The organism is Pedobacter sp. HDW13 (assembly GCF_011303555.1).
Lineage (GTDB): Bacteria > Bacteroidota > Bacteroidia > Sphingobacteriales > Sphingobacteriaceae > Pedobacter.
The window spans coordinates 90,482-104,747 of record NZ_CP049868.1 but is presented as its reverse complement, the minus strand read 5'-3'; the positions used below and the strand labels follow the sequence as shown (position 1 = coordinate 104,747).

Sequence of the window (14,266 nt, the reverse complement as noted above, 5' to 3'; positions counted from 1 at the left end):
CCTGTCAACTATATTCTTATGAAGTTAATAAAACTGTCACTTTTTACAGCCTTTCTGCTTAGCCTTCATTTTAACCTGAAAGCACAGGAAATAATATGGAAAGAAGTTGAACAAGGTGTATGGAAAGGTGTATTTGGTACGCCGGAACCTTACGATCTTTTAAAAGCTTCAGGCGCCAAACCTAATCATGGATCATTAAACAGACTAGGCACAACGGTATTTCCTTTTGCAAATCAGCCGGTGATAGCACAGGTTAGTGATGGCAAAACATACTTACGGATTCCGCTGGATAAGACGGAACAGCTATATGGTTTCGGCTTGAATTTCCAGACCGTGCATCAACGTGGTAAGATATTAGAATTGCATGTAGATCATTATGGTGGTAAGGATAACGGACGTACACATGCACCGACCCCTTTTTATATTTCATCCAATGGCTATGGAGTCTTTATCAATTCGGCTAGGTACATTAAGGTTTGGGCAGGTACCACTATGAGAAAAGACAGTAAAAATTTTCCAGTACCAAAAGATAGAAATTCTGATAAAGGCTGGTCCTCGCGCAACAACGGCGATGAAGTAGAAATTTTAGTCCCCGCACCTGGTGTAGAAATTTATGTTTTTGGCGGGCCGAGGCCTTTGGATGCTGTTAAAAGATATAATTTATTTAATGGAGGTGGTTATTTGCCCCGCGATGGGGTTTAGGTTTTACTCAAAGGGTAATGACACACTCCACTGCAGCAGATGTAGAAAAAGAAGTCAATAGCTTTAAAGAAAAAGGCTATCCATTGGATTTTGTGGGCTTGGAACCAGGTTGGCAAAGTAAGGCCTATCCTGGAACATTTACATGGGATAAGAACAGGTTTTCCCAACCAGCTGGTTTTGTAAAAAGTATGTTAGCCAAAGGCATTAGGTTAAATCTTTGGATCAATCCTTATGTTTCCCCTGAAGCATCGTTTTATGATGATATTAAGCCTTTGACAGCCTCACACACTGTTTGGTTGGGCGCAGTCCCGGATTTTACCTTACCAAAAGCGCAAAACCTTTTCTTTCGCCAATTGCAGCAGGATCAGGTAGATATTGGCATAAGCGGCTATAAAATCGATGAAGTAGATGGCTATGATCATTATTTATGGCCGGATTTAGCCACTTTTCCCTCAGGGACGAGTGCAGAACAGATGCGCCAAACTTATGGTCTGCTAATGCAGCGCTACTCTGCAGAAATGTTCAAAAACAGGAATAAACGTACATTTGGTCTGGTCAGGGCAAGCAATGGCGGGGGCACCTCATTCCCATACGTAATCTATAACGATTATTATAATCACGAAGATTTCATCACCGCGCTGATCAACAGTGGTTTTGCAGGTGTTTTATGGACGCCTGAAGTAAGGGCGTCCAAAACAGGAGAAGAGTGGTTAAGAAGATTCCAGTCTAACGTTTTTTCACCCATGGCAATGATCAATGCCTGGGCTAGCGGTACTAAGCCATGGACTTATCCCGATGTAGAAAGACAGGTAAAAGAATATGCTTTATTAAGAATGAGGATGATGCCTTATTGGTATACCGAATTTGCAAAATATCATTTTGAAGGCACACCCCCGTTTAGGGCAATGAATCTGGAAGACGGCTTCAAACAAGAATTGAAAATAGAGGAACAGGCCAATGTTAATTTAGAAGAAAATCCTTACGCTGAAGCTATAGCCAAAGAAATTAAAGATCAGTACATGGCCGGCGAGTACTTACTTGTTGCCCCCATGTTTACTGGACAGGTGCAACGGAAAGTGATTTTGCCAAAAGGTAAATGGTACGATTTTTATACCGGTGCCTTTGTCGGGGATGGTCGGGTGATTACCGTTACGCCAGGATTAGACAAGATACCAGTCTATGTTAAAGACGGTGGAATTATCCCAATGATGCCCCCTTTGCTCCATGCGCCAAAACCCGGTGAAAAAGTAAACCTTGAAATCCGCCATTATGGAGAAAAAAACAGTGCCTATAATTTATATGATGATGATGGCGAAACCTTTGACTTTGAAAGGGGGCAGTTAGCCTGGAGGAAAATTAAAGTCGAACGGCTTGAGAATGGACAGTTAAAGGGAAGTATCTCTGCCCCGGAAAAAGGAATGCCAAATACTATCGGTAAAGTTAGTTTTACATTTATGACCAAAGAAGATGAGCCTAAAAATTAAAATTTCATTGTTTTTATGTTTGGTCTTTGTCTTTATGGCAAAAGCGCAAAAAGGAAACGATAGATACACAGCTCAAGTAATAAAAGTACTCAGAAAACAGCTATTGGCTGAAGGAGAATGGGCGTTGTCACAGATGCCTGTAACAGTTACTGCCGAAACGTCTAGCCGGAGCGCGGGGGATAGGCACGATTTCTTTTCGGAAGGCGATTACTGGTGGCCCGATCCAAAAAATCCGACAGGTCCTTATATCCAAAAAGATGGACTGACCAATCCGGATAATTTCACGGCACACCGCCTGGCCATGATTCGTTTCAGTAAAATTATTGGAGCACTGGCATCAGCCTATAAGATTACTGCAGATGAAAAATATGTCAAACACGCATATCTACATCTTAAAGCCTGGTTTGTAAACCCGGGGACTTTGATGAATCCCAATCTCTTATTTGCGCAGGCGATACAGGGAAGGTTTACAGGAAGAGGAATCGGTATTATCGATACAATTCAGCTAATGGAAGTGGCCCAGGGTATTTTGGTCATGCAGGACTCGAAACAAACAGATAAAGCGGCGTTAATAACAATAAAAAAATGGTTTGCAGATTATCTAATATGGTTAACCACCCACCAATATGGTAAAGATGAAATGAATGCGGAAAATAACCATGGGACATGCTGGACAATGCAGGTGGCCTCATTTGCCAGGCTTACAGGAAATGAGGATATGCTCGATTTTTGTAGGGTACGCTTTAAAACGGTGCTCTTGCCCAATCAAATGGCAACAGATGGCAGTTTTCCCAGGGAACTTAAACGTACAAAGCCTTATGGGTACTCGCTGTTTAACTTAGATGCAATGACTATGCTCTGCCAGATACTGTCAGATAAAGAAAATGATTTGTGGAGCTTCAGGTTGGCTGATGGACGGACAATAGAAAAGGGGATAGCCTATTTGTTTCCTTTTGTGGCCAATAAGGTACTTTGGCCTTTTCCAAAAGATGTAATGCACTGGGACAACTGGCCTGTAGCACAGCCTTTTTTACTGTTTGGAGCAAAACACTTTCACAATCAGGCCTGGTTTGGAACCTGGGAGAAATTAGATCATCAGCCAAAAGTTGAAGAGGTAATCAGAAACCTACCCATTAGAAACCCATTAATATGGATGTAATAAAGAAACTATTTGTTCTTCCGGTTCTGTTATCCATTCGCCTTCTTGCCTTTGGTCAGGTAATAGGAGACGAGGATAAACAGATGTTTAATCCATCCAAAGAACGTGATAAAAAAGCAATTGAGGAAGCGATCGATACCTGGTATACTGCTTCGATGAAAACACATGGTCAACGCATCAAATGGTGGCAGGATGCCAAATTTGGAATGTTTGTGCATTGGGGGATCTATTCGCTGCCAGCCGGCGAATGGAAAGGCAAAAAAGTAAACGGCTATGCCGAACATCTGATGCGCAAAGAGAAAATATCAAAAAAGGAGTATTTGGAAGTTGCCCATCTGTTTAATCCAGTTCTTTTTGATGCCGAAAAATGGATTTTGGGAGCAAAAAAAGCCGGAATGAATTATTTTATCATCACAGCAAAACATCACGATGGTTTTGCGATGTACCCTTCGAAAGTTTCGGATTTCAATATCACTGTCCAAACACCATTTAAAAGAGACCCCATGATGGAACTGGCCGAGGCAGCTAAAAAGCATGGGATAAAGTTTGGATTCTACTATTCACATGCCTTTGACTGGGAGCACCCCGATGCACCAGGAAACGACTGGGAGTATAAAAATCCTGGTGGGGATTTAGCCCTGTATGGTGGGGTTAACTGGTATGCTGAACGTCCCGATTTATTGCCAAAGGCTGTTAAATATGTTGATGAAAAGGCCATTCCACAGATCAAAGAATTGATCACCAGGTACCATCCTGATATTTTGTGGTTTGATACCCCGCAAAAATTGCCGCTTTCAGAAAACATACGGATCTTAAAAGCCATCAGGGAGACCGATCCAAATGTTGTCGTCAACGGCCGGTTGGTAAGAAATGCCAACGGTAATTTTGGAGACTATAAAAATACAGCAGACAGACCTGCCGAATTTTATCCTGTTGATGGGGACTGGGAAGCTATTCCTACTACAAATGAATCGTATGGTTATAGCAAATATGATAGTTCACATAAACCTGCTGGTTTTTTTATCAGGCTTTTAGCCAACGCAGCTTCACGTAATGGCAACCTACTCTTAAATATTGGTCCTAAAGGCGATGGCACTTTTGATGCGAAAGATTCGCTGATATTAACGGGAATTGAAAAATGGGTGGGGAAAAACGCAGCAAGTATCTATCAGACCCATAAAACGAAAATGCCCTTCCAAAGCTGGGGTGTAACTACCCAAAAAGGAAATAACCTCTACTTACATGTATTTGATTGGCCGAAAGACGGTAAATTATATGTAGGTGGCTTAAAAAACCAAATTGATACCGCTTACTTTTTAACGGACCCCAAAAAAACTAAATTGTTAATCCAGGCTATTGGTGATGGGGATTTTTTTATCCATGTACCCAAAAAAGCGACCGATACCGCAAACACGGTAGTCGTGCTGGCTTTAAACGGACAGATTAAAACAGATAGTTTACGTTATGTAGCGAACAATACCGCTTTAACAAGGTTGTTGGCTTTTGATGCCAATTTAAGCAAGGGATTTAGTTTTGGAGATGGGAAAACAGATCGTTTTTATGTCGAGGGCTGGGATAAAATAGAAAAATCCGTAAAATGGGATTTTAGGACATCAGTGCCACAAAAATTTAAAATCAATATCAAATATCTGGCCGATAGAGACAATGGAGGAAGCTATAGCTTTAAAATCGACCAACAAAAAATTCAGCGGGATGTACTTATAACGGAGAAAGTCATCTCCCAGGAAATTGGTGAAATACAGTTAGGCAAAGGCCTGCATCAAATTAGCATAAATCCAGAAACAATTGTAAAAAACGGACTGATGAAACTCTTAGAAGTTCAGTTAATCCCCATAAATTAATGATGAAGAAACCAAGATACGTTATCACCCTTATCTTATTTGTTGCGCAGACCTGTTGTTTTGCACAACAGGTAAATGTTAAAAAAGCATTTCAACAGGCCGCTGCCCAAACCAGGGTAATGCTGCAGGAGATCGAAAAATCCAAAGACCCTGCCAGGCCAGAACTGATTTCTCCCCGGACATTGGAGAACGGAAATCTTAAATTGGTGGCAAGCAAAGATTGGACAAGTGGATTTTTTCCAGGAGTACTGTGGTATTTGGATGAATACTATAAAACCCCTCAGTGGAAAGCAGAGGCAAGAAAGTTTACCACATTTATAGAAAAGGAAAAATCCAACGGTACCACGCATGATATGGGCTTTAAGGTCTTTTGTAGCGTGGGTAATGCATTTCGGTTAACAGGAGATCCGCACGACAAAGAGGTACTCATTGAAGCAGCTAAAACCTTAGCCACCCGCTTTAATCCGAAAACTGGTGTGATATTATCCTGGGACCATAGCAGGGATAAATGGGTTAACCCGGTCATCATTGATAATATGATGAATTTAGAACTCTTGTTTGAGGCGACCAGGCTGACCGGCGACTCTTCTTTTTATAAAATAGCAGTCAGCCACGCCACTACAACCATGAAAAACCATTTTCGCCCTGATTTTAGCTCTTATCATGTTGTAGATTATGATCCTAAAACCGGTGCAGTACTTAAGAAAACGACTCATCAGGGGTACAGCAACTCTTCCGCCTGGGCCCGTGGGCAGGCCTGGGGTTTATATGGCTATACCATGTGTTACCGTTATACCAAAAATCCGATTTATTTAAAGCAGGCAGAAAATATTGCAAAGTTTATCCTTGATCATCCAAATATGCCTAAAGATATAGTCCCTTATTGGGACTTTAATGCTCCTCAAATTCCAAATGAGCCAAGAGATGTCTCTGCTGCTGCCGTTATCGCTTCAGGTTTATACGAATTAAGTCAATACAGCAGTCAAGGGAATTATTATAACAACAAAGCCGACCTGATTTTAAAAAGCTTAAGCACTAACTACGCCGCACAGGTAGGCGATGCTAAAGGTTTTATCTTACTGCACAGTACGGGTTCAAAGCCCTCGGTTAGCGAGGTTGATGTGCCATTAAGCTATGCTGATTATTATTATTTGGAAGCACTGTTAAGATGTAAAAAACATAAAACGGCAGTCCTCCGCTAATTGCGATACCCCTAACCAAATTAAACCGACATGATGAAACTAAAATTCTGCCTGACAGGGATATTTATCGCCTGCACAATTTCCGGATTTACAAAGGATTATAAAATAAGCTCGGCGGCGGAGCTGGCCACCCTCAAATTGTTGCCGGGCGACCAGGTAACGGTTAAAAACGGGGAATGGAAAAACCAGCAGCTTGTACTCAGGGGCCAAGGCACACGTGAAAAACCTATTGTGCTAAAAGCGGAGCATGGTGGATCTGTGGTTTTTACGGGGACTTCATCACTCAAAATAGATGGGAAGTGGTTAGTTACAGACGGATTCTCTTTTCGGAATGGTTTTACAAAAGGAGAAGATGTGATCACATTTTCCGAAAAGTCAGCTAACTGCCGCTTAACAAATTCCCATATTGTGGGTTATAACCCACCTGATAAAGCTACCGAATACACATTTACCTCTCTATATGGGGATCATAACAGGGTAGACCACTGTTACTTTGAAGGTAAAACCAATATTGGGCCGACTCTGGTTGTATGGCTATCGGATAAGCCCAATTATCACCAGATAGATTATAATTACTTCGGGCCAAGACCAGATATTGGAGGGAATGGAGGTGAAACCATTCGTATTGGTACAAGTACCTGGTCGTTTTACGATTCATTTACAAAAGTTGACGCCAATATTTTTGCGCATTGTAATGGCGAAACTGAAATTGTTTCAGTCAAATCTTGCAGGAATACAATTTCCAATAACCTGTTTTTTGAAAGCGTTGGCACTTTAACGCTGCGTCATGGAAACAATAACCAGGTGTCCGGAAACATTTTTATAGGAAATAAAATCGAAAATACCGGTGGTATCCGCATTATTGGTGAAAACCATAGAGTATACAATAATTATCTGCAGGGTTTGACTGGCACTGGCCTAAGAGCCGCTGTATCGGTCATGGATGGATTACCTAATCCAATTTTGGTCAGCCATTGGCAGGTAAAAAACGCTGAAATTACCGCCAATGTTATTGTGGATTGTAAAGAGGTTTTTTCTTTGGGTGCAGGAAAAAATGCAGACCGGATACTCTCCCCACAAAAAATACAGATTACCCATAACCTGATAAAGAGCGATACCAACCCTGTAAGCTGGGTAGATAAAGCCGCTGATGTAGTTTTTGAAGGAAATATCCTGGAAACTAAGTCCGCACCGCAAAATCTTGACCGTGGTTTTAGCCTGGTTGATGCAAAATTTAAAAAGAAGGATGGTTTTTGGACTGTACAGGGGAATGTAGGGATAAGTGCGGATAAATCAATATTTAAAGCGAAAGATATCGGCCCAGACTGGTTTAAAGCAACCTTGCCTTTAACTATAAAATAAGCCCGGTCTTTTAGCAATAAAACAATTGAGGATGTAGTAAACCTTATTTAATCGGAATCAATATCAGAAAACATGATAGAAAGAAGTTTAATATTAGCCTTACTCCTGATGATAACTGCCGCTTTAAATGGCTGTAAAAAGGGGGAGACGCAAACACCAGTTGTTCTGCGTGCCAAAGAAAACGATAAGGTGACTTGTCCAAACTGTAAAGTCATCAGCTCGGCCACCGAACTTTCTGCACTGACTTTAGTGCCGGGAGATACCATAATATTGAAATCCGGGACCTGGGATAATCAACGGCTGATTTTGAAAGGTGTAGGTACTTTAGATAAACCAATCGTTTTAAAAGCCGAAAAGGCAGGTGATGTAAATCTAAAAGGTGCCTCTTCAATAGCTATCGATGGACAATGGCTGGTTGTAGATGGCCTGAGTTTCAATAATGGAAACTTGGCGGTCTCCAAATTAAATGTCGTCGATTTTAGCGTGGGCTCAAGGAACTGCAGGATTACCAACACTTCTATCGTCGATTATAATCCCATAGATCAAACTGTCGACTATAGGTGGATTTCCATTAACGGTAAAAACAACAGGATAGATCATTGTTATCTGAAAGGGAAAGCCCATCAAGGGCCTACTATGGTTATCTGGGGCACCAATTCAGTACTTGCCCATAGGATCGATCATAATTACTTTGGGGAAAGACCTGATCTGGGGAACAATGGCGGAGAGACGATCCGGGTAGGGACCAGCGATTATTACCTTAATGAAGCCCAGGTGCTTATCGAAGAAAATATTTTTGAGCACTGCAATGGCGAAACAGAAATCATATCCAATAAGATGAGTAAGAATACCATTCGCAACAATTTATTTTTTGAAAGCCGTGGTACTTTATGTTTGCGTCATGGAAACAGTTCCGAAGTTTATGGGAATTATATCATTGGCAATAATGTTTCAAATGCAGGAGGAATCCGGACTATTGGTGAGGGGCATTTAATTTACAATAACTACCTGCAGGGGATAGCCACAACAGGGCAGACCAGTGCAATTGCTATTTTGGATGGAGTGCCAAATTCAGAGCCTAGTGGCTATTTTCAGGTTAAAAATGCCAGGATTGTTGGAAATACCATCGTAAACTGTGTACAGGCATTTGATGTCGGTGCGGGTAAGGGTGGCAATAACCGGACTGTTCCACCTGCAGATTGTATTATTGCCAATAACCTAATCTTATCGAAAAGTGGCATTGCCGTTGCTTATACTGATCAGCCGCAAAATTTTTTCTATGAGGGAAATATTGCTTTTGGAATGGGCAGCGGGCAAACTCTGGCATTGCCGGCTGGGATACAGCAAACTGATCCTAAAATGGAACTCATCGATGGATTTAATACCTATTTTCCTGCGGCAAATAGTCCGGCAACCGGTGGCTTTAAAGGTTCGTACACATTTTTTCAATCCAACAATATTGGCGCCAATGCCTTGGATGCCCTGCATAAATCATTATTGAAGGCAAATGGGATCGGTCCTTTGTGGATGACCAATCTTGGAACGGTACTGATTGTCAAAAATTAACCTGTATATTCTATATCCCCAATTAATTCTATATCCCCTAATAAAAAAAAATATGCCTGTATTAAAATATGAAGATGCCGAAATCCAGCATCCTGCACCAGGAATAGAAAGACGGTTAGTCTATCTGGATAAACTGCTTACTGCCGTACTTGACTTTAGCAATGGCCCCCAAACAGCACCAGACCCGATGCACGCACATGTTCATGAACAAACCACCTATGTAGCAGCGGGCGAAATCTTGTTTTTTATGGATGGGGAGCAAACAGAACACCTTAAGGCAGGCGATCTCTTTTACGTCCCTTCTAATCGGTTGCATGGCATCCAGCTGCTAACCGAAAAAGTAAGGCTGATAGATAGCTTTTCTCCGCTAAGAGAAGATTTTATTCTCTTCCGGTAATTGCTTAACATAAAAGGATCCGGTACTTGCCTGGTGCCCTGATGATGTTCGTTTAGTCAATTTTGAAATATTTGAACGAAACGTTTTAGTAACTTGTACTTTAACACCAGTATACATAGAATAATAATTTTAAATTTTATTGCTTAATGATATGATAAAGAAACTTAGCTGCTTGCTTTTGATATTTGCATTTTCTGCCTCTATTACCAAATCTCAGCAGGCATTACCAAAAGAGAAAAAAATGGAATGGTGGCGGGATGCCCGCTTTGGAATGTTTATACATTTTGGCGTGTATGCACAAATGGCCGGTGAGTATAATGGACATCAACAGGCCAGGGGAGGTGCTGAGTGGATTATGAACAGAATGAAAGTGCCAGTTGCGGAGTATAAGGCAATCGCCGGGCAATTTAATCCCATGAAATTTGATGCCGATGAATGGGTGAGGATGGCAAAAGATGCCGGGATGAAATACATCGTTATTACCGCTAAGCATCATGATGGCTTTGCTTTATTTGACTCCAAAGCAAGCGACTGGGATATCGTGGATGCAACACCGTATAAGAAGGATTTATTGAAACCTTTAGCCGCTGCATGTAAAAAGTATGGTATAAGATTAGGTTTTTATTATTCCCAGGCCCAGGATTGGGGAAATCCGGGAGGGGCTGCGGCTAGAAAATTAATGGCAGAAGGTTGGCCAAATCCGGATAGTACCCATATAAATGCTTACACCCTGGCACATAAAGGCCATTGGGACCCAGTTCAAGAAACAGCTACCTTCGCCGAGTATATCGATAGGGTAGCTGTACCGCAGGTGAAAGAATTGATGACCAATTATGGGGATATCGCTGTATTATGGTGGGATACGCCTACCAATATGACCGATGAAGCTGCGTTAAAATTCCAGGAACAATTAAAACTGCAGCCCAATATTATTACAAATGACAGGCTAAAAAGGCCAAATTTCCAAGGGGATACCAAGACCCCGGAACAAAAGATACCTAATCTGAGCGAACTGGATGGCAAAGATTGGGAAACCTGTATGACAATGAATGGTACCTGGGGATTCAGGAATTCGGATGTCAACTGGAAATCATCACCTGTTCTGATCCGTAACCTCATCGACATTGCCTCCAAAGGAGGGAATTACCTGTTGAATATTGGTCCAAAACCTGATGGTTCCTTTCCCGAAACAAGCGTAGAAAGATTAAAAGATTTAGGAGCCTGGATGAGCGTTTATAGTGAGGCCATTTATGCAACCCAGGCAAGTCCTGTTCCTGCTCAGAGCTGGGGAAGAGTAACCAGAAAAGATCATGACAATGGAAATACTACCTTGTATTTTTCTGTTTTCGATTGGCCAAAAAACGGCGAACTTGTCATCAAAGGTTTAGCCTTAGAAGTATTATCCGCGCAGTTACTTGGCAGCGGAAATAAGATCAGTTGGGCAAAAAGAATTGATCAGACTACGTTTAAACTTCAGATGCCTGCTCCGGATCCGGTTGCCAGTGTAATTAAGGTTGAGGTAAAAGGTAAAATGAAAACCTGGTTCGAGGAATCTGGTAAGGAGAAAATGAAAACCGGCGCAATTGACTAATAATTAATAATGATGAAGAAACTAAGCTGTTTAATTTTGTCGACTGTATTTTTTTTGTCCTTAAAAGCACAAAAAACAACTCCGTTATGGCAAGACTTTGTATCAGCCAAAGCTCAGAAAAAAACGCCCATACTACCTGATTTTTCCTATGCCGGATATAATTTTTCGGAAAAGGAGATCCCATCTGTTTCGGCTAAAAAGATATTTAATGTGCTCGATTTTGGCGCTAAGCCCAATGACAATCTATATGATGACGATGCTATCCAAAAAGCTATAGATGCCGCCGAAAGAAATGAAGAAGGCGGTGTGGTTTTCTTTCCCGCCGGTAAATTTTTATTGGCGAAAGATAATGACAGTACCAAACAGATTAGGATTTCAAAGAGTAATATTGTCTTAAAGGGAAGTGGTAGCGCATTAGGCGGCACAGAAATCTATCAGGATAAAATGAGGATCAATGGTAGGCAGATTTTGTTTAAACCCGACAATAATGTCCAGAACCGATTAACAACCATTACAAAAAACGCAGAAAGGGAAAGCTTTTGGGTAGAAGTAGCAAATGCTGGTGCTTTAAAGGTAGGAATGGATGTGGTCTTAAAACACCGGAGCGAAGAATTTACAAAACTTTACTTTTCACCGCTGCCGCTAAAGCAGGAATGGACAAGGCTGCAAGGTGAAAATGGTGGAATGCTGATCTATGAAATCCATACCATTGAAAAAATTCAAGGGAATAAGGTGAAGTTTAAAAATCCTATCCATTTTGACCTTGTCCTGGTCAAGAGTGCGGCTTTCGAGCTTTTAAATTACAATGCGATAGAGGAATGTGGCATAGAAGATATCAGATTTACCAGTAACTGGAAAACTTACCCTGAGGAATTTGTTCACCATAAGAACGCGGTACACGATTATGCCTATGAAGCAGTGGGAATGGAATATGTGAAAAATAGCTGGGTGCGCAATTGTGAATTCCAGGATTGGAACGAAGGTTTATTCATCCGTTCCGGGTATCAGGTCAGTGTACTGAATGTGGATTTTACCGGAAAAAAAGGCCATGCTTCAGTTCATGCCCGTACTGGTTACGGGGTTTTGATCAAAAACTGTCATTTCAATAATGCACAACATCATGGTGCCGGAACGGGTTATAGTGCGGTAAATACGGTAATTACACAATGCACTTTGGGAACAGATCAAAATATCGATATCCACTCCGGACAGCCTTTTGCAACTTTGTACGATGATATCCAGGGAGGGGTTTTTTATAACCTGGGAGGACCTGAACCAGGGCATCCCCATCATGCTAAATATCTCGTGCTATGGAATTTTAGGCACCAATCTGTGAATGAACAACATTATAATTTCTGGGATATGGCCAGAAGGAGGAATTATTCCATTGCACTCCCTTTTTTAGTAGGTTTTCAATCTGATCGGAAAGTAACTTTTGAAAATGTGGGAATAAATGAATCCCAAGGCCATGAAGTATTGCCCCGGTCTTTGTTCGAAGCACAGCTTCAATTGCGCTTAACCGGCAGGAATGTCGCTGAATAGCTTGTTCAGGTCGGTTATGATGAACGCAAGTAGCCTGTGTTTATATTGCTTATAGGGCAAATGAAGATAAGCCGGGCACAATAATGAATATCCGAAACAAAAAAACTGATTGGATCACCAGGCAGGTAAACTGTATAAATCATCAGATGCTGTTTATGGTATGAAGTGAATAGAAACATATATGCTAATGAAAAAAAATATAATTGTAATCGTAGGATTGCTATTGGCTTTCCCCGCAATAGCTTCTGCTCAGTCTGCCAGCTTAAAGAATTGGCCAAAGGGCAGCTCACCTGAAGAAATAGGTAGCTGGGTCGCTGCAAGGTTTGTAGCAACTCCACACACCAATTTCAATAAGCCAACGCCTCCCAGGGTAATTACTTACGCAGAAAGTTGTGCCTGGTATGGTGCGTTGAAGTTTGCAAAGGCATCCGCTAACCGTAGTTTGGAAAGTGATCTGATCAAAAGGTTCGAGCCCATGTTTAAGCAGGAAGCTGCTATGATTCCACCGGTTACCAATGTGGATTATGCAGTTTTTGGTTCTGTACCGCTTCAGTTGTATATACAAACCGGCCAGATAAAATATAAGGAGATAGGTCAGGATATCGCTGATAAACAGTGGATGAAACCAGGAGAGGATGTAAAGGTGACACCTGAACAGTTGAATGCCTTTAACAATGGTTTTACCTGGCATACCCGTATGTGGATAGATGACATGTTTATGATCACCACCTTGCAGACCCAGGCTTATAGGGCAACGAATGATAAAAAGTATATCGATCGGGCTGCAAAGGAAATGGTGCTGTACCTGGATTCACTTCAGAAACAGAACGGTTTGTTTTTCCACGCACCAGATGTTCCTTTCTTTTGGGCCAGAGGAAATGGATGGATGGCGGCCGGTATGGCCGAATTGTTATCATCCTTGCCAAAAAATAATCCAGACCGTTCCCGCATTATGAAAGGCTACCAAACAATGATGGCTTCTTTATTAAAATACCAGGCGCCATCCGGTTTATGGAGGCAATTGATAGATGAACCTGCTTGCTGGGAGGAAAGCTCATCAACAGGAATGTTTACCTATGCCATGGTGGTAGGCGTTAAAAAAGGTTGGTTGGATGAAAAAAAATATGGGGCTGCTGTAAGAAAAGCATGGTTGGGCCTGGTTGCTTATCTTGATGTAAATGGGGATATAAAAGACGTTTGTGAGGGTACAAATAAGAAAAATGATAAACAGTATTATCTGGATAGAAAAAGGGTAATAGGGGATCTGCATGGTCAGGCACCAATTTTATGGACAGCTGCCGCATTGATAGACTGATGATCGATAGAAGGTGATGAAAGCAGCACTAAATTGAAGGGGATGAATCATCCCTTTGCCTTCATGCTATATTCTTTAATGAAA

At 41.5% G+C, this 14,266-nt stretch carries 11 protein-coding genes; all 11 read left to right on the top strand.

The annotated features are described in order from the left end of the window. Nucleotides 1–18 precede the first annotated feature (18 nt). The gene (locus tag G7074_RS26860; RefSeq protein ID WP_240916426.1) at nt 19–702 is read left to right on the top strand and encodes a hypothetical protein; all 684 of its coding nucleotides are present in this window, start codon (nt 19–21) and stop codon (nt 700–702) included. Between the two features lie 17 nt (nt 703–719). Further along, entirely contained in the window at nt 720–2,186 is a 1,467-nt protein-coding gene (locus tag G7074_RS00455) for a TIM-barrel domain-containing protein (RefSeq protein WP_240916425.1), read from the top strand. Between the two features lie 34 nt (nt 2,187–2,220). Beyond that, nucleotides 2,221–3,345, top strand: coding sequence for an alginate lyase family protein (locus G7074_RS00450; RefSeq protein ID WP_240916424.1), 1,125 nt, complete (start codon nt 2,221–2,223; stop codon nt 3,343–3,345). After that, on the top strand, nt 3,336–5,207 hold the full coding sequence (locus tag G7074_RS00445; RefSeq protein WP_166206017.1) for an alpha-L-fucosidase: 1,872 nt from the start codon (nt 3,336–3,338) through the stop codon (nt 5,205–5,207). The genes G7074_RS00450 and G7074_RS00445 overlap by 10 nt, the downstream gene beginning before the upstream one ends. Next, the gene (locus G7074_RS00440; RefSeq protein WP_205944129.1) at nt 5,207–6,409 is read left to right on the top strand and encodes a glycoside hydrolase family 88 protein; all 1,203 of its coding nucleotides are present in this window, start codon (nt 5,207–5,209) and stop codon (nt 6,407–6,409) included. Before G7074_RS00445 ends, G7074_RS00440 begins: the two co-directional genes overlap by 1 nt. A 30-nt stretch (nt 6,410–6,439) precedes the next feature. Then, nucleotides 6,440–7,771 (top strand): polysaccharide lyase 6 family protein, encoded by a 1,332-nt coding sequence (locus tag G7074_RS00435; protein WP_166206014.1) that lies wholly within the window; start codon nt 6,440–6,442, stop codon nt 7,769–7,771. A 72-nt stretch (nt 7,772–7,843) separates the two neighbouring features. Next, on the top strand, nt 7,844–9,337 hold the full coding sequence (locus tag G7074_RS00430) for a polysaccharide lyase 6 family protein (RefSeq protein WP_166206011.1): 1,494 nt from the start codon (nt 7,844–7,846) through the stop codon (nt 9,335–9,337). Between the two features lie 52 nt (nt 9,338–9,389). After that, complete coding sequence (locus G7074_RS00425; RefSeq protein WP_166206008.1) at nt 9,390–9,734, top strand: cupin domain-containing protein; 345 nt, start codon at nt 9,390–9,392, stop codon at nt 9,732–9,734. Nucleotides 9,735–9,885: 151 nt separating this feature from the next. Then, the gene (locus G7074_RS00420; protein WP_166206006.1) at nt 9,886–11,325 is read left to right on the top strand and encodes an alpha-L-fucosidase; all 1,440 of its coding nucleotides are present in this window, start codon (nt 9,886–9,888) and stop codon (nt 11,323–11,325) included. 9 nt (nt 11,326–11,334) lie between these two features. Beyond that, nucleotides 11,335–12,867: a DUF4955 domain-containing protein gene (locus G7074_RS00415; protein WP_240916423.1), complete on the top strand. Its 1,533-nt coding sequence runs from the start codon at nt 11,335–11,337 to the stop codon at nt 12,865–12,867. Nucleotides 12,868–13,054: 187 nt separating this feature from the next. Then, a complete protein-coding gene (locus G7074_RS00410) occupies nt 13,055–14,182 on the top strand; it encodes a glycoside hydrolase family 105 protein (protein ID WP_166206003.1) in 1,128 nt (375 codons plus the stop codon). Nucleotides 14,183–14,266 lie beyond the last annotated feature (84 nt).

Excerpts from the sequence above, each read along its gene's own strand:
- G7074_RS00450 (WP_240916424.1), top strand. The coding sequence starts at position 2,221 with ATGGCAAAAGCGCAAAAAGGAAACGATAGATACACAGCTCAAGTAATA.
- G7074_RS00440 (WP_205944129.1), top strand. The coding sequence starts at position 5,207 with ATGATGAAGAAACCAAGATACGTTATCACCCTTATCTTATTTGTTGCG.
- G7074_RS00455 (WP_240916425.1), top strand. The coding sequence starts at position 720 with ATGACACACTCCACTGCAGCAGATGTAGAAAAAGAAGTCAATAGCTTT.
- G7074_RS00435 (WP_166206014.1), top strand. The coding sequence starts at position 6,440 with ATGATGAAACTAAAATTCTGCCTGACAGGGATATTTATCGCCTGCACA.
- G7074_RS00415 (WP_240916423.1), top strand. The coding sequence starts at position 11,335 with ATGATGAAGAAACTAAGCTGTTTAATTTTGTCGACTGTATTTTTTTTG.
- G7074_RS00430 (WP_166206011.1), top strand. The coding sequence starts at position 7,844 with ATGATAGAAAGAAGTTTAATATTAGCCTTACTCCTGATGATAACTGCC.
- G7074_RS00425 (WP_166206008.1), top strand. The coding sequence starts at position 9,390 with ATGCCTGTATTAAAATATGAAGATGCCGAAATCCAGCATCCTGCACCA.
- G7074_RS00420 (WP_166206006.1), top strand. The coding sequence starts at position 9,886 with ATGATAAAGAAACTTAGCTGCTTGCTTTTGATATTTGCATTTTCTGCC.
- G7074_RS00410 (WP_166206003.1), top strand. The coding sequence starts at position 13,055 with ATGAAAAAAAATATAATTGTAATCGTAGGATTGCTATTGGCTTTCCCC.
- G7074_RS00445 (WP_166206017.1), top strand. The coding sequence starts at position 3,336 with ATGGATGTAATAAAGAAACTATTTGTTCTTCCGGTTCTGTTATCCATT.
- G7074_RS26860 (WP_240916426.1), top strand. The coding sequence starts at position 19 with ATGAAGTTAATAAAACTGTCACTTTTTACAGCCTTTCTGCTTAGCCTT.